Origin of the sequence: Neorhizobium tunisiense (genome assembly GCF_039631515.1) — a bacterium.
Lineage (GTDB): Bacteria > Pseudomonadota > Alphaproteobacteria > Rhizobiales > Rhizobiaceae > Neorhizobium.
Map to the genome: position 1 here is coordinate 110,423 of NZ_JBDIUU010000009.1, position 14,119 is coordinate 124,541.

The window sequence follows — 14,119 nt, forward strand, 5'->3', positions numbered from 1 at the left end:
CTAGAAGTGCCTATGCACGCATACGCATCTCATATCCGGATGGCGTGTGGATCCCTTCAATCTCCGGAGACCACCATGAAAGACCAGAACCACAAAGCCGATCTCGCCGAGCGCCTTGAATTCATTGGCCTCGGCCAAGAGCAGCGCCGGTCTCTGGTCGAGATTCGGCCCCTCATCAAGGACACGATCGGCGGCGCGCTCGATGCTTTTTACCGCAAGGTGAAGAGCAACCCGCACACGGCCAAGTTTTTCTCCAACGATGCCCATATCGCCCATGCCAAGAGCCGCCAGGCTGCCCATTGGGAAGGCATCGCATCCGGCAAATACGACGGCGATTATGTGGACGCGGTGTCGGCGATCGGCCGCACCCATGCCCGGCTCGGTCTCGAACCACGCTGGTATATCGGCGGTTACGCCCTGGTCCTTGACGGCATCATCCGCGCCGTGGTCAGCCGGGAGATGAGTGGCTTCTTTCAGGAAAAGAAGGCGAAGGTGCTTTCCGAACATCTCTCCTCCGTCGTCAAGGCCGCCCTGCTGGACATGGACTACGCCATCTCGGTCTATCTCGATGCGCTGGGCGACCAGCGTAAGCAGGTCGAAGCCGAACGGGAAAAGGCCAAGGTCGAGCAGGACGCAGCGCTTGCGGCGCTCGAAGCGGCACTGACGAGCCTTGCCGGCGGCGACTTGACATCCGAACTCTGGCAGGAGTTGGCGCCGAACTTCGCCAGGCTGCAGCAGAATTACAACGCCTCGATTTCTGAACTCAACGCGGCGATGCGCGAGATCAGTAATTCGGTGGAACAGGTGCGCGCCGAAGCGGACGGCATTTCGTCGGCTACCGAAAACATGGCCAAGCGCACCGAACAACAGGCTTCCGCACTCGAACAGACGGCGGCGGCACTCGAAGAGATCACCACGATTTCCGGCCAGGCCGCGCAGCGGACCCGCGAAGTGCAGGTGATTGCGCGCGAATCCGCATCGGAGACGGTCCGCTCCGGCAAGGTGGTCGAAGAGGCGATCGCCGCCATGGGCGATATCGAGCAGTCCTCGCAGAAGATGACCCAGATCATCGGCGCGATCGACGAGATCGCCTTCCAGACCAACCTTCTGGCGCTGAACGCGGGCGTGGAAGCGGCCCGCGCGGGCGAACAGGGCAAGGGTTTTGCCGTCGTCGCGCAGGAAGTCCGCGAACTGGCGCAGCGCTCCGCCGCGGCCGCCAAGGAGATCAAGGAACTGATCGACCAGTCTTCGACGGACGTCCACCGTGGTGTCGAACTCGTCAACAAGACGGGGCAGGCGCTGGTCGGCATCGGCGATCGCGTGAAATCGATCGACGACCATATCGGCTCGATCGCCCGTTCGGCCCAGGAACAGGCATCCGGCATCGAGGAGATCAATTCCGCGATCCGCAGCATGGACCAGATCACCCAGCAGAACGCCGCGCTGATGGAAGAGACCAATGCCTCGACGCGGAGCCTCGTCGGCATCAGCGGCCGGCTGGCGTCGCTGCTCGGCCGCTTCAACACAAGGGCTGCGCGCGAGACCCGCACGGAGCGCCCGCGCCTGCGCGCCTGATCTTCGACCCGAAACATGGACCGGGCGGTTCCGGTCGGCTAGTGTGCGGGCTCCAAAAGGAGCCGCGACATGACCGATCCGACCCGTGACGAGGACCGCCCTTCCTATATCCGCCACTGGACCGAGGTGGAAAAGCCCCAGGAGAAACACTATCGCGGCGATGACGAGCTGATGGGCTTCGGCGCCGCGCTCGCCCGGCAGTTCGGCCTCACGCGGCTCGGCATTCATCACCATCGCCTGCCACCCGGCCGCCGCACCTCCTTTCCGCATGCAGAGGAACTCGAGGAAGAATTCATCTACGTGATCGAAGGCAATCCGGAGGTCTGGCTGGATGGCGAGGTCTATCCGCTGAAACCGGGCGACTCGGTCGGCTTCCCGGCCGGCACGGGGATTTCGCATACCTTCATCAATAACACGGATGCGGAAGTGCGCCTTCTGGTGGTCGGGGAGGCCAACAAGGGCGAAAACCGGCTTTTCTATCCGAAGAATCTCGACTTGAAAGCGATCCGCCCCGACTGGTGGGACGACGCACCGGAGCGGCCGCTCGGCCCCCATGACGGCATACCGGATAAGGTGCGGGCCTGGAAGGCCGAGAAGGCAGCAAAGGAAACCGGCGGTGAGTGACGAGGAAAGACTGATCAAGCTCGAGGAGCTTGCTGCCTACCAAACAAAGGTGATCGAGGAATTGTCCGACCAGCTCGCCGAGCAATGGAAGGTGATGGAACAGACGCGCGCCAAGCTCGACCGGCTGACCGAACGGTTCCTGTCGCTGGAGGAATCCTCGCTGGAAGCGCCTTCCATCACCAAGCCGCCGCATTATTGACAGTCCGGCTGCCGCTCGGGCAGCCTGGATCGTATTTGTCGTCTCGCCGGCAATCCAGAAATATTTCGGCTGGTTCGTGGCCCGCATGCCTTCGCCGACAAGATAAGCTGGTTTGACGGGCGTCAATCGGCATGCTGAAAATGCTGATAGAGAGGAAGGGGCCGGACCATCCCGGCCACTTCGACAGGCAGTTGCATGACCCTTCCGGAATTCACCCTCGCCGTCCTCCTGCTTCTCTGCACGCCGGGGCCGACCAATACGCTGATGGCGCTTGGCGGGTATGCGCGCGGCTGGCTGAAGGGCCTGCCCCTGATCGCCGGCGAACTCGGCGGTTATCTGCTGGTGATCGTGCCGATGGCAACCCTTGCGGCGCCTTTCTTCGATACCTATCCGCAGGCGCTGGTCTGGGCGAAGCTCGCGGCAGGCGTCTGGGTGCTCTATTTGGTGTATCGTTTATGGACGTCCGAAAAGCAGGCGAAGGAAGCGGTGGAGATTTCCATCCGCCAGGTCTTCGTCACCACGGTTTTGAACCCCAAGACGCTGATCATCGCGCTCGTCATCATGCCGCATGATGGCCTCACCGAACTCGCGCCCTGGCTTGCGCTGTTTGCCGGACTGGTGCTCCTGGCCGCCAATGGCTGGATCGCCTTCGGCAGCCTGATGCGGCGGACCGAGCGTTTCGAAGTGAAGCCGATCGCCGTGCGTCGCACCGCTGCCGCCTGCCTCGTGCTCTTCGCAATGATCCTCGCCAGCGCATCGATCCAGTCGCTGGCCTGAGATAGACGACCTCGACCCGAGTTGACGAATCAAGGCCGGCTCGGCATCTTGGCCCTTGCGTGGCCTGCGCCGAACCTCCCCGGACCTTCTCCAGCATGGTCCTGAAACGGAGGCAAAGGGACTTCAGTCTCGGGTCGCTATCTTGGTCCGACCGTTTCGGATGTGGTTGCTGGGGAACTCCGTCCGGGACGTGAAAGGCTCAAGATGACCCAGAACGGAAATTTCAAACGCCGTGTCCGTGCCCGTGCCGCAAAGACAGGCGAATCCTATACCGCAGCCCTCAGCCACCTCCGCGGCAGCGCACCAAGCGATCCGCCGCAGGCAAGATTTGTGCGTCTGGCGGTGGCCCAGACCACGCCCTATGTCGATCCTGGCAACGTTGCCGAGCTTCGTGCAAGCGGAGCGGAGATGCGGCGCCTGATGCGCGAGGCGCAGAAGGCGAGCGTCAGAATAATCCACTTTCCTGAAGGCGCGACCTGCTCTCCCAACAAGCGCATCATGTCTTCGACTGGCCGCGATCCGGTCGGGCCGTCCGACTGGACCCGGTTCGAATGGACGGTGCTGCGCGAGGAACTGGATGCCACGAGGGCACTGGCAGGTGAGCTTGGGCTCTTTGCAGTGATTGGCTCCGTGCACCGGCTCACCGAGCCGCATCGGCCGCATAACAGCCTCTATGTCATCTCCGACCGTGGAGAGCTGGTAACGCGTTACGACGAGCGGCTGTTGTCGAACACCAAGATCTCGTTCATGTACACGCCGGGCTCGACCCCGGTGATCTTCGAGGTCGATGGCGTCCGTTTCGGCTGTTCGCTCGGCATGGAGACGCACTTTCCCGAAATCTTCAGGGAATACGAGCAGCTCGACGTCGATTGCGTCCTGTTCTCGACCACCGGCGCAACGCCGGCCTTCGCAGCCGAGGCGCTGGGACATGCGGCGAGCAACCGCTACTGGGTGAGCTTCTCGGTCCTTGCCTATCCCGGTTTCATGCCGCCCTCCGGGATCGCCGCGCCGGGCGGCGAATGGGCGGCGCAATGCCCGGCGGATGCCATGCCCTCGTTTGCGATCGTCGATGTCGAGCACAATCCGGGAGAGATCGCCCGCCCTTGGAGGCGGAAGGCGCGGGCCGGCATCTATGAGCCGCATAGGGTGAGCGACCCGCGCAGCGGCGGCCGCGACACCTTCTAGGCGCCCAAAGAAAAAGCCGCTCGCAACGACTTGTTGCGAGCGGCTTCAAAGTGTCGGCATCAAGATGCTCAGCTATCGAAGAATTCCTTCATCCGAGCGAAGAAGCCCGTCGATTCCGGATTGTTCTCCTTCGAGGAGAGTTCCTCGAATTCCTGCAGCAGCTCGCGCTGCCGCTTGGTGAGCTTCTGCGGCGTTTCGATCTGGATCTGGATGTAGAGGTCGCCCGTCTGGCTGGAGCGCAATACCGGCATGCCCTTGCCCTTCAGGCGGAACTGCTTGCCCGGCTGCGTGCCTTCCGGCACGGTCACGCGGGACTTGGTTCCGTCGAGCGTCGCCACGTCGAACGTGCCGCCGAGGGCGGCCGTCGTCATGGAGATCGGGACGGCACAATAGAGATCGGCGCCGTCGCGCTGGAAGAACTGGTGCGGCTTCACCGACAGGAAGATGTAGAGGTCTCCTGCAGGCCCGCCGCGCGTGCCGGCCTCGCCTTCGCCCTGCAGGCGGATGCGGGTGCCGTCTTCGATGCCGGCCGGGATGTTGACCGACAGCGACCGCTCTTCGGTGACGCGGCCCTGGCCGTGGCACTTGGAGCAGGGATCGGTGATCGTCTGGCCGCGCCCGTGGCAGGTCGGGCAGGTGCGTTCGACCGAGAAGAAACCCTGGCTTGCGCGCACACGGCCGGAACCCTGGCAGGTGCCGCAGGTCTTCGGCTGTGTGCCCGGCTTGGCGCCCGAACCGGAACAGAGGTCGCAGGTGATCGAGGTCGGAACCCGGATCTGCGCCGTCTTGCCGGCAAACGCCTCTTCGAGGGTGATTTCCATATTGTAGCGAAGATCAGCCCCGCGTTCACGACCGCCGGAGGACCGGCGGGCGCGTCCGCCGCCCATCATTTCGCCAAAGATGTCTTCGAAGATATCGGAGAAGCCACCGGCGCCCGCGCCCGAGAAGCCGCCGCCACCGCCGCCCATTCCGCCGTGTTCGAAGGCGGCATGGCCGAAGCGGTCGTAGGCCGCCCGCTTCTGGGGATCCTTCAAGGTCTCGTAGGCTTCGCCGAGCTCCTTGAACTTCTTTTCGGCTTCTGCGTCGCCCGGATTCTTGTCGGGATGATATTTCATCGCGAGCTTGCGAAAGGCGCTTTTCAGCTCCTTCTCATCGGCGGTCTTGCCGACACCCAGCGTTTCGTAAAAGTCTGCTTTTGCCATGGAGGTAACCGGCTCCGGAAAGGATTCCGGCTGCACGATGGCAGCCGGATACTTCAGTCAACTATGGTCGAGGTCTGGCCATCAGGCAACCGGCGGATCAGGCGGACTTCTTGTCGTCCTTGACTTCCTCGTAGTCGGCATCGACGATATCGTCCTTGCCGCCCTCGGAACCTTCGCCGCCTTCGGCCTGCTGGGCCTCGTAGATGGCCTGACCAAGCTTCATCGACACTTCCATCAGGGTCTGCGTCTTCGCCTGGATGTCATCGGCATCCGGCTCGGAAACTTCGATGGCGGCCTTCAGCGAAGCGATCGCATCCTCGATCGCCTTGCGGTCGGTCTCGGAAACCTTGTCGCCATATTCCTTCACCGACTTTTCGGTCGAGTGAACGAGGCTTTCGGCCTGGTTCTTGGCTTCGACGCCGGCGCGGCGCTTCTTGTCGGCTTCGGCATTGGCCTCGGCATCCTTGACCATCTTCTCGATCTCCGCGTCGGAGAGACCGCCGGAAGCCTGGATGCGGATCTGCTGTTCCTTGCCGGTGCCCTTGTCCTTGGCCGAAACCTGGACGATGCCGTTGGCGTCGATGTCGAACGTGACTTCGATCTGCGGCATGCCGCGCGGCGACGGCGGCAGGCCGACGAGGTCGAACTGGCCGAGCAGCTTGTTGTCGGCAGCCATTTCGCGCTCGCCCTGGGACACGCGGATCGTCACGGCCTGCTGGTTGTCCTCGGCGGTCGAGAAGACCTGGGACTTCTTGGTCGGGATCGTCGTGTTGCGGTCGATGAGGCGGGTGAAGACGCCACCGAGCGTTTCGATGCCGAGCGACAGCGGGGTCACGTCGAGCAGCAGAACGTCCTTGACGTCACCCTGCAGAACGCCGGCCTGGATGGCGGCGCCGAGAGCGACGACTTCATCCGGGTTGACGCCCTTGTGCGGCTCCTTGCCGAACAGCTGCTTGACGACTTCCTGGACCTTCGGCATGCGGCTCATGCCGCCGACGAGAACCACTTCATCGATTTCGGCTGCAGTGACGCCGGCATCCTTGAGGGCTGCCTTGCACGGTGCGATGGTGCGCTGGACGAGATCGTCGACCAGGCTTTCGAACTTGGCGCGGGTCAGCTTCAGGGTCAGGTGCTTCGGACCGGAAGCGTCGGCCGTGATGAACGGCAGGTTGATTTCGGTCTGCTGCGAGGAGGAGAGTTCGATCTTGGCCTTTTCGGCAGCTTCCTTGAGGCGCTGCAGAGCGAGCTTGTCGTTCTTCAGGTCGATGCCGTTGTCCTTCTTGAACTCGGCTGCGAGATATTCGACGAGACGCATGTCGAAGTCTTCACCGCCGAGGAAGGTGTCGCCGTTGGTCGACTTCACTTCGAAGACGCCGTCGCCGATTTCGAGAACCGAGATGTCGAACGTGCCGCCGCCAAGGTCGTAGACGGCGATCGTCTTGCCGTCCTTCTTGTCGAGGCCGTAGGCGAGCGCGGCGGCTGTCGGCTCGTTGATGATGCGGAGAACTTCGAGGCCGGCGATGCGGCCTGCATCCTTGGTGGCCTGGCGCTGCGCGTCGTTGAAGTAGGCCGGAACGGTGATGACGGCCTTTTCGACCTTCTCACCAAGATAGGATTCGGCAGTTTCCTTCATCTTCTGAAGGATCATCGCGGAAATCTGTGCGGGGGAATAGTTCTTGCCCTGGGCCTTGACCCATGCATCGCCATTGTCACCCTTGACGATATCGAAAGGAACGAGGCCCTTGTCCTTTTCGACGGTCGGATCTTCGTAGCGGCGGCCGATAAGGCGCTTCACGGCGAAGAGGGTATTGGTGGGGTTGGTCACCGCCTGGCGCTTGGCCGGCTGGCCGACGAGGCGTTCGCCGTCATCGGAAAATGCGACCATGGAGGGCGTGGTACGCGCGCCTTCGGCGTTCTCGATCACCTTCGCATCTTTGCCGTCCATGATGGCGACGCAGGAGTTGGTGGTTCCGAGGTCGATGCCAATTACTTTTGCCATTTTCTTCTCTCTCCTTTAAGCGAACCATCGGAACCCCTCAAAGGCATTCCATTGACAGTTCCTCGACTGGGATGGTGCGCAGCATCGGCTGCGGTCATGCGGCGTATATAAGGACGGGTTTTTAGGACTGCAAGGCGAGAAATCGCCCGTATCCGAGCAAAAAGAAGACTTTGCCGAGCAATACTGCGAATACGCTTCACTGACCCATGATCAGGTCGAAAAGCGTGGTCTGTCGGGGCTGGCCTCCGGGGCCTGCAATGCCGACGTCGCCGGGCGGAACGGGGCCGCCGCCGATCGTTCCGGGAGGGACCGGAGCAGACGAATCATAGGGGCCGCGATACTGGCGATAGTCGCGGACCGGGACGTCGCCAGGCGGTATCGCGTCTCCCCGACGGCCGCGGTCGCCATAGATCTGCCGATTGTCGTAGACCTGTCTGTTGTCCCTGTTGTCGTATCCCTGGCTGTCGCCGTAGACCGGCCGCACGCGGGCGGGTTCCCGTTCGATCGAGGCAGAATCCTGGGCGGGAGGGCGCGGTGCCGGCGGGTAATCGGCGGGCGGTTCCGGAGCCTGGCGGGCCCCCGGCAGGATGCCGGAAATGATGTCGCCGATCGTCGTCGATGGTGAGTCCGGCTGGGCGGCAGGCGGCGGCAGATCGAGGCCGCGTCCGGTGCCGAACAGCGGCGTCGGCGTATAACCCTTCATCGCCGCCGTCATGTATTCCTTCCAGGCTTTTGCCGGCAGCCCGCCGCCGGTAACCTTTTTCATGAAGGCGCCGTCGTCGTTGCCGACCCAGATGCCGGTCGTCATGATGCTGGTATAACCGACGAACAGCGCATCGCGGAACGACTGGGTGGTGCCCGACTTGCCGGCTGCCTGCCAGCCGTCGATCTTCGCGGCCTTGCCGGTGCCCTCGTTGATGACGCGGTTCATCATGCCGTTCATCGTCGCCGCCACCGGCTCGCTGAGCACGCGCGGCGGGTTGGCGTAGTCGGCCTCGTAAAGCACCTTGCCGTCCGGATCGGTGATGCGCTTGACGATATGCGGGGTCGCCTTGTAGCCGCCGTTCATGAACGACGCATAGGCCGAGGTCAGCTCGACCAGCGAGACTTCCGAGGTGCCGAGCGCGATCGAGGCATTCGCCTGGATATCGGAATCGATGCCGAGCCGGTGGGCAAGGCTCACCACCTTGTCGGGGCCGACCTGCATGACGAGCTGTGCGGCGACCGTATTCAGCGACTGCGCGAAGGCCGAGGCGAGCGTCACGGGACCGCGGTACTTTTCGTCGAAATTTTCCGGCGACCAGTTGCCGATCTTGACCGGCGCGTCGTTGACCATCGAGTCCGGCCGGGCGCCGGCTTCGAGTGCCGAGGCATAGACGAAGGGCTTGAAAGCCGAACCCGGCTGGCGCTTGGCCTTGACGGCGCGATTGAACTGGCTCGTCGCATAATCGCGGCCGCCGACCAGCGCCCGGATCGCACCGGTCGCATCGACCGAGACGAGGGCTGCCTGAGAGGCGTTGAGCTTGCCGCCTTCCTTCTTGAGAACGTCGTTCAGCGACTTTTCGGCGGCGGCTTCGAGGCGCATGTCGAGCGTCGTTTCGACGGTCACGTCGACTTTCGGCTCGCCGATCAGGCTCTTCACCTCGTCGACAACCATGTCGGCGGCATAGTGCTGGGCGCCTGTCCAGTAGCTCTTCGCCTTTGCCGGCGGCTGCGACATGGCGGTCTTGAGGTCGCTGTCGGTGACATAACCTTCCTCGCGCATCGTGCCGAGCACGACCTGGGCGCGGGCCTCCGCCGCCTTCGGATCACGGGCGGGCGACAGGCGGGATGGGGCTTTCAGGAGACCGGCAAGCGTCGCCGCCTCGCCGAGGTTCACGTCGCGGGCAGACTTGTTGAAATACCGCCGGGAAGCAGCCTCCACGCCATAGGCGTTCGAACCGAAGAACACCCGGTTCAGATACATGGCGAGAATCTGGTCCTTGGTGAACTTGTGCTCCAGCCAGAAGGACAGCAGCACTTCCTGGATCTTGCGCTCGAACGTGCGGTCCGGCGACAGGAACAGGTTCTTGGCAAGCTGTTGGGTGATGGTCGAACCGCCCTGGATCGGCTGGCCGGTCAGATTGTTGACGAGGGCGCGCGCCAGGCCCAACGGGTCGACGCCGAAATGCGAATAGAAACGCCGGTCTTCGATGGCGATCACCGCCTGCGGCAGGTAGGGCGACATTTCCTCGAGCGCCAGGGCTTCGCCGCCGGTCGAGCCGCGATTGGCGACGACCGAGCCATCGACCGCGGTGATCTTCATGTTCGGCGGACGATCCGGGATCGACCAGGTGCTGGCGGCCGGCATCTTGGCGCCGTAATAGAGCACCAGCCCGCCAACGGCGATGCCGGCCCAGATGCCGAGCACGAAACACCAGTAGATCAATCTGCGCAGCGGCGCGAAGAACCCGCCGCCCTGGCGGCGGGCCGGAGCTTTTTTGTTGCGGGAGGGGCGGCCGCGTTCCGGCGGCTCGTCGCGGTCCTCGCTTTCGGCTTTCGATGGACGCCTGCCGGGCCGGCCGTTGCCCACGACCCGTTCGTCCGCGTCGAGGCGGAAATCGCTGCTCGGCCGCGAACCTTCGAAGGATGGTTCAACGCGTTTGTCTGATCTGCCTCTGGCTGCCATGGTGAGCCGGCATACCCCCGTTACGCGCCTGTCAAAACAGGCTGTTACTGAATGTCTGATCGCCCAAACCTTGGCTGGACTCTAAATGCGGCGATTTAAGGAGGCGTAAAGGAATGGTTTATCGGCCGATACTTCTTGAACCGGTTGACTTCCGTTTCTATTTATGAGAACAAATAGAGAACATTTGGAGGGTGCTGATGAGCAGAACCGAACAGGTGATCGAACGTGCCATGGCTGCGGTCGCGGCATCGAAGGCTCTGCGCGAGGCTGAAGCGCAGCGTCGGCGCGAGACGTTCCAGAAGATACAGATCGCCAGCCAGCGACGCCCGAATATTCCCAAAGGCATCCAGCTGCCGCTGGACCTTCATTGAAATGCCGCAACGCCCCGCAATGCCGGGCGTTGGCCTATGTCACAAAAGCTGCCCGAGACCGTATTCGACCTTAAAAAAATCCGATTCCTGATGGAACAAGGAGGTAAGATCCGCGTTACGACGGATTCCGCCTTGGAGGAGGGGAGGATATGCAGAAAATCGTCGAGGCAGTCGTCCGCAATGGCGACCAGCGTGTCCCGGTCGGGCTGGTCAGCGTCAAGCAGGCGCTCGAAATGCCTGAAAGGGGGACGCTGGAATTCAGCCATCCCGCCTACGAGGCTGGGAAGACGGATATCTTCGTCAACCGCGAAACCCTTTCAAAGCTGATGTGATCGCGGCAGGCGACGAGAACAGGCAGCATGATGGCAGCTCGAAACGCGAATTCGTGATTTCGGGTTCATCATGTTGCGGGTTACCTTGACGACTGCAACCACAGCGAAAGGAGAATGGCATGAAGACAGTTCTCATCATCGCCGCCATGCTCGGCCTGTCGTCCACCGCAGCTCTTGCGGAATGCGCCGGCCACAACGTCACGGCTTCCGCCGAGGTGGACAAGGAAGTCACCACGGCAAGCATCGCAGCTCCGAAAATGGACCCGCGCGAGGAAGCCGTCGTGCTGAAGCAGTCCGAAGGACAGGCTAAAGTCACCGAATAATCGCTTTGCCCGCGCCGGCTATGTCGGCGCGGATTTCATTTCCTTCCGATAGCCTGCCCCTTCAGATAAGGAGCCGGAGACGGAACCTCGCGTTCCGCTTGGGTGTTGTTTCCGAAAAGGAGACCTCCAATGACCAAAAAACCTCTCGCCGCCGGCTTTACCGGTGATGTCGCTGAAGAGACAGGCGTTGCCGCCCGCACGAAATCTGCCGTTCACCATGTCAAGGACGAGGCAGGCATGGTCGCCGCCCACGCCGTCGACCATCCGGCCGCTACCGGCTCGGCAATCGCCGTCGTTGGCCTGCTCGGCCTGGCGATAGGTTACATGCTCGGCATATCGTCCGCCTCCCGCGACCGTCGCCGGTATCGCTAGGATTCGGCGGAATACCCGCTTCCCTCGGAACCGAGGCGGGCCACAGCCGTTGGGTCTCTGACAGGAAAAGGAGGCTATCATGCCCAATCGAGATCCCATCCCGACACCGAGCCCTCAGCCGCGCGGGCCGACACCGGCAGGCGGAGTTCCAGATCGCACCCAGGAGAAGCCGCCATTGACGCCTGCACAGGATCCTGGCGACAGCAAGAACCCGCAGGACCCGACGCTCGATCCCGCCCTGATGCCGACTGGAGATCCGGCGGGTATGGCATAAGCCGTCGTTGAACCTTCATGCCTCGTCTGTGGACACCCGGTGGACCCGTATAGGTAGTAACCCGTAAGGGTCCACCCTTATATTACACCCGTCTATTATTGTTATTGCCAATTTATTAGCCAAGGCTCAGAATCCTTTCTCCTGTAGCTTGTAGACCTTTTTGTTCCTCGGGCGCCGACAAGGCCGGCGCAAGTCTGCCGCAATAGAAGGCCGCTGGCAATTATTCGGCCGCCGTTGCTGAGCAGGGCGAGGGGAATGGTCCGCCGGTCGGGCACCGTATGATCGGGAGGGTTATATGCCTACACAGATGGTTAGAAATCCTGTCAATCCCGACCAGCTCAGCTTGCTGCAGCAGGTCTTTGACCAGGCTTGCGCCGAACACCAGATCGACAAGGCGAGCCCCGATGCGGAGGCGCTCGCACTGATCCTGGTGAACTCCCTTCAAAAAGGCTCGGACGACAAGCAAAAGCTCTCGGCGCTCGCCGAGGCGCTGGCGAAAAGCCGATAGCTTCCTGCTTTAAACGAGGAACCTATCAGTCCTTCGACAGTTGAACGGTCTCTTGATCAACCCAAGGAGGCCGTAATGGCAGAACCCGTCAGAAACCTGAACACCCCCGTGAAGTCGGATACGCCCTCTTTCGATCACCAACCCAGCGAAAACGTTAATGCTCAGATTGCGACGCTTCGTTCCGAGATCGCCAACCTGCGCGAAATGCTTTCCGAAAAGACCGGTGCTGCCTATGGCAAGGTCGCCGAGCGCGCCGGTAGCGCTGCGCATTACGTACAGAACGAAGCGAGTTCGGTGGCCGGGACCATCCGCGAGCATCCCGCAGCCACGACGACGCTGTTCACCCTGATCGGCGCAATCGGCTTCGCTATTGGCTATGTGGTGGCGACCGCTTCGGCGGAAAGCAAACATGCCTGGTACGACCGCTATCTGAGCGGCCGCCTTTAAGCGGCATCGCCGCCTGAAACCGGATCCTGGCCGACATCGATCCAGATCGCTGCGGTCAGGTCCGCCATGCGGTCGGGGCTGATGCGCACGGCGGCATTGATGGCGCCGGCCGCAGGCACGACTTCTCCGAATTTCCGAAGCGACACGTCGCAATAGATCGGCATCGGCGAGGGCAGCCCGAACGGGCACACACCGCCGATGGGGTGGCCGGTGATGTCTGCCACCTCGTCACCGCCGAGCATGCGCGGCTTGGCGCCGAAGCGATCCCGGAATTTACGGTTGTCCAGGCGACTGGTTCCCGACATCACCACAAGCAGGGTGATGTCGCCGGCGCGCACGCAGATCGTCTTGGCAATCTGCTCGGGAGCCACCCCGTGAGCGGCGGCGGCAAGCGGCACCGTCGCCGAGCTTTCCTCGGTCATGATCACGAGGATATCGGGGGCGTTGGCGGCAAGGAAGGCGCGGACGGATTCGAGGCTCATGCCCTCAAACTGGCGCAGGATGGTGCCGGCCGCAAGAGGACGAAGAAGCCATGCGAAAATTGCAATGCTGCACTGCGATATCGTGACTGTTTTTTAAGCTTGGCTCCTTTATGTTCAATTCATCGACGGGCGCACTCCTCCTCCCAGCGCCCCCGATGGGACCGACAACACCTCCTCCTCCCAGTTGTTGGTCAGTTTCGGAGACCCGGCGCACCTCCTCCCGCGCCGGGTTTTCTGTTTTATGCCCATTGAAATTGCTGGCAATTTTGCCTCTCCGGGCAAGCCTTAATTTTCCCGATCTTGACCTTTTTGAGCGAAGCCATTATCTGGTTCGCCATCGATATTTGTTTGATAGCCAGCACTATGCGCCTCGCGGCGTTTGCGACGATCTCTCTTCAAATACGAAACTTCAACGTTCCAAGCACCTAGCGTGGAATAGTCGGTCATATTTGCAAGGGAAAGGCATCGTTATGGCTACCGGTACTGTTAAGTGGTTCAACGCAACCAAGGGCTACGGCTTCATTCAGCCTGACGACGGTTCGCAGGACGTTTTCGTTCACATCTCTGCTGTTGAGCGCGCCGGTCTCGGCCAGCTCAAGGACGGTCAGAAGATCTCCTACGAACTCGTCAGCGACAAGCGTTCTGGCAAGGTTTCTGCAGACCGCCTCCAGGGCGCATGATCTGCTGAAGACTTTAAGTCTTGAGATTGCGAAAGGCCGGCTCGTCCGGCCTTTCTGCTTTTTGGAACGAGGGTTCTTCCGTCTAGAACGATTCTAAGGTG

17 protein-coding genes are annotated in these 14,119 nt (G+C 61.9%); 13 read left to right on the forward strand and 4 right to left on the reverse strand.

All coding sequences use genetic code 11. The annotated features are described in order from the left end of the window. The first annotated feature begins 75 nt into the window (after positions 1-75). The 5 genes from ABCW43_RS23540 (at position 76) to ABCW43_RS23560 (ending at position 4,360) form a co-directional block, all read left to right on the forward strand. Positions 76-1,575 carry a globin-coupled sensor protein gene (locus ABCW43_RS23540; protein WP_345928959.1) on the forward strand — a complete coding sequence of 500 codons (1,500 nt, stop codon included), beginning with the start codon at positions 76-78 and terminating at the stop codon, positions 1,573-1,575. 69 nt (positions 1,576-1,644) lie between these two features. Continuing rightward, positions 1,645-2,199 (forward strand): cupin domain-containing protein, encoded by a 555-nt coding sequence (locus tag ABCW43_RS23545; protein ID WP_345928961.1) that lies wholly within the window; start codon positions 1,645-1,647, stop codon positions 2,197-2,199. Then, positions 2,192-2,398: a SlyX family protein gene (locus ABCW43_RS23550; RefSeq protein ID WP_345928963.1), complete on the forward strand. Its 207-nt coding sequence runs from the start codon at positions 2,192-2,194 to the stop codon at positions 2,396-2,398. The genes ABCW43_RS23545 and ABCW43_RS23550 overlap by 8 nt, the downstream gene beginning before the upstream one ends. A gap of 195 nt (positions 2,399-2,593) precedes the next feature. Next, positions 2,594-3,175 carry a LysE family translocator gene (locus ABCW43_RS23555; RefSeq protein WP_345928965.1) on the forward strand — a complete coding sequence of 194 codons (582 nt, stop codon included), beginning with the start codon at positions 2,594-2,596 and terminating at the stop codon, positions 3,173-3,175. 204 nt (positions 3,176-3,379) lie between these two features. Continuing rightward, entirely contained in the window at positions 3,380-4,360 is a 981-nt protein-coding gene (locus ABCW43_RS23560) for a carbon-nitrogen hydrolase family protein (RefSeq protein ID WP_345928967.1), read from the forward strand. A gap of 68 nt (positions 4,361-4,428) precedes the next feature. Here the strand turns inward: ABCW43_RS23560 and dnaJ are convergent, their stop codons facing one another. The 3 genes from dnaJ to ABCW43_RS23575 all read right to left on the reverse strand — a co-directional run bounded on the left by dnaJ (position 4,429) and on the right by ABCW43_RS23575 (position 10,229). Next, positions 4,429-5,562 (reverse strand): molecular chaperone DnaJ, encoded by a 1,134-nt coding sequence (dnaJ, locus tag ABCW43_RS23565; protein WP_345928969.1) that lies wholly within the window; start codon positions 5,560-5,562, stop codon positions 4,429-4,431. 97 nt (positions 5,563-5,659) lie between these two features. Continuing rightward, on the reverse strand, positions 5,660-7,561 hold the full coding sequence (gene dnaK, locus ABCW43_RS23570; protein ID WP_345928971.1) for a molecular chaperone DnaK: 1,902 nt from the start codon (positions 7,559-7,561) through the stop codon (positions 5,660-5,662). A gap of 196 nt (positions 7,562-7,757) precedes the next feature. After that, positions 7,758-10,229, reverse strand: coding sequence for a transglycosylase domain-containing protein (locus ABCW43_RS23575; protein ID WP_345928973.1), 2,472 nt, complete (start codon positions 10,227-10,229; stop codon positions 7,758-7,760). Between the two features lie 197 nt (positions 10,230-10,426). On the opposite strand from ABCW43_RS23575, the gene ABCW43_RS23580 reads away from it, so the two are divergent. The 7 genes from ABCW43_RS23580 to ABCW43_RS23610 all read left to right on the forward strand — a co-directional run bounded on the left by ABCW43_RS23580 (position 10,427) and on the right by ABCW43_RS23610 (position 12,856). Next, positions 10,427-10,600: a hypothetical protein gene (locus ABCW43_RS23580; protein ID WP_345928975.1), complete on the forward strand. Its 174-nt coding sequence runs from the start codon at positions 10,427-10,429 to the stop codon at positions 10,598-10,600. Positions 10,601-10,749: 149 nt separating this feature from the next. After that, a complete protein-coding gene (locus ABCW43_RS23585; RefSeq protein WP_345928977.1) occupies positions 10,750-10,932 on the forward strand; it encodes a hypothetical protein in 183 nt (60 codons plus the stop codon). Positions 10,933-11,051: 119 nt separating this feature from the next. Then, the gene (locus tag ABCW43_RS23590; protein ID WP_345928978.1) at positions 11,052-11,255 is read left to right on the forward strand and encodes a hypothetical protein; all 204 of its coding nucleotides are present in this window, start codon (positions 11,052-11,054) and stop codon (positions 11,253-11,255) included. A 129-nt stretch (positions 11,256-11,384) separates the two neighbouring features. Then, positions 11,385-11,627 carry a hypothetical protein gene (locus ABCW43_RS23595; protein ID WP_345928980.1) on the forward strand — a complete coding sequence of 81 codons (243 nt, stop codon included), beginning with the start codon at positions 11,385-11,387 and terminating at the stop codon, positions 11,625-11,627. A 79-nt stretch (positions 11,628-11,706) separates the two neighbouring features. Beyond that, positions 11,707-11,901 carry a hypothetical protein gene (locus ABCW43_RS23600; RefSeq protein WP_345928982.1) on the forward strand — a complete coding sequence of 65 codons (195 nt, stop codon included), beginning with the start codon at positions 11,707-11,709 and terminating at the stop codon, positions 11,899-11,901. A gap of 295 nt (positions 11,902-12,196) precedes the next feature. Then, positions 12,197-12,409, forward strand: coding sequence for a hypothetical protein (locus ABCW43_RS23605; RefSeq protein ID WP_172716915.1), 213 nt, complete (start codon positions 12,197-12,199; stop codon positions 12,407-12,409). Between the two features lie 75 nt (positions 12,410-12,484). Then, a complete protein-coding gene (locus tag ABCW43_RS23610; RefSeq protein WP_345928987.1) occupies positions 12,485-12,856 on the forward strand; it encodes a hypothetical protein in 372 nt (123 codons plus the stop codon). On the opposite strand, the gene ABCW43_RS23615 is transcribed toward ABCW43_RS23610, so the two are convergent. Beyond that, positions 12,853-13,338, reverse strand: coding sequence for a YbaK/EbsC family protein (locus tag ABCW43_RS23615; RefSeq protein WP_345928989.1), 486 nt, complete (start codon positions 13,336-13,338; stop codon positions 12,853-12,855). The two genes, ABCW43_RS23610 and ABCW43_RS23615, sit on opposite strands and share 4 nt — an antisense overlap. Before the next feature lie 470 nt (positions 13,339-13,808). Here ABCW43_RS23615 and ABCW43_RS23620 point away from each other — a divergent pair, with 470 nt between their 5' ends. Continuing rightward, a complete protein-coding gene (locus ABCW43_RS23620; protein WP_007754264.1) occupies positions 13,809-14,018 on the forward strand; it encodes a cold-shock protein in 210 nt (69 codons plus the stop codon). The last annotated feature ends 101 nt before the right edge of the window (positions 14,019-14,119 follow it).

What these genes read in the sequence shown, in the direction of transcription:
- ABCW43_RS23605 (WP_172716915.1), top strand. Translation starts at nt 12,197, where the DNA reads ATGCCTACACAGATGGTTAGAAATCCTGTCAATCCCGACCAGCTCAGC.
- dnaK (WP_345928971.1), bottom strand. Translation starts at nt 7,561, where the DNA reads ATGGCAAAAGTAATTGGCATCGACCTCGGAACCACCAACTCCTGCGTC.
- ABCW43_RS23590 (WP_345928978.1), top strand. Translation starts at nt 11,052, where the DNA reads ATGAAGACAGTTCTCATCATCGCCGCCATGCTCGGCCTGTCGTCCACC.
- ABCW43_RS23595 (WP_345928980.1), top strand. Translation starts at nt 11,385, where the DNA reads ATGACCAAAAAACCTCTCGCCGCCGGCTTTACCGGTGATGTCGCTGAA.
- ABCW43_RS23610 (WP_345928987.1), top strand. Translation starts at nt 12,485, where the DNA reads ATGGCAGAACCCGTCAGAAACCTGAACACCCCCGTGAAGTCGGATACG.
- ABCW43_RS23560 (WP_345928967.1), top strand. Translation starts at nt 3,380, where the DNA reads ATGACCCAGAACGGAAATTTCAAACGCCGTGTCCGTGCCCGTGCCGCA.
- ABCW43_RS23575 (WP_345928973.1), bottom strand. Translation starts at nt 10,229, where the DNA reads ATGGCAGCCAGAGGCAGATCAGACAAACGCGTTGAACCATCCTTCGAA.
- ABCW43_RS23620 (WP_007754264.1), top strand. Translation starts at nt 13,809, where the DNA reads ATGGCTACCGGTACTGTTAAGTGGTTCAACGCAACCAAGGGCTACGGC.
- ABCW43_RS23555 (WP_345928965.1), top strand. Translation starts at nt 2,594, where the DNA reads ATGACCCTTCCGGAATTCACCCTCGCCGTCCTCCTGCTTCTCTGCACG.
- ABCW43_RS23615 (WP_345928989.1), bottom strand. Translation starts at nt 13,338, where the DNA reads ATGAGCCTCGAATCCGTCCGCGCCTTCCTTGCCGCCAACGCCCCCGAT.
- ABCW43_RS23585 (WP_345928977.1), top strand. Translation starts at nt 10,750, where the DNA reads ATGCAGAAAATCGTCGAGGCAGTCGTCCGCAATGGCGACCAGCGTGTC.
- ABCW43_RS23540 (WP_345928959.1), top strand. Translation starts at nt 76, where the DNA reads ATGAAAGACCAGAACCACAAAGCCGATCTCGCCGAGCGCCTTGAATTC.
- ABCW43_RS23600 (WP_345928982.1), top strand. Translation starts at nt 11,707, where the DNA reads ATGCCCAATCGAGATCCCATCCCGACACCGAGCCCTCAGCCGCGCGGG.
- dnaJ (WP_345928969.1), bottom strand. Translation starts at nt 5,562, where the DNA reads ATGGCAAAAGCAGACTTTTACGAAACGCTGGGTGTCGGCAAGACCGCC.
- ABCW43_RS23545 (WP_345928961.1), top strand. Translation starts at nt 1,645, where the DNA reads ATGACCGATCCGACCCGTGACGAGGACCGCCCTTCCTATATCCGCCAC.
- ABCW43_RS23580 (WP_345928975.1), top strand. Translation starts at nt 10,427, where the DNA reads ATGAGCAGAACCGAACAGGTGATCGAACGTGCCATGGCTGCGGTCGCG.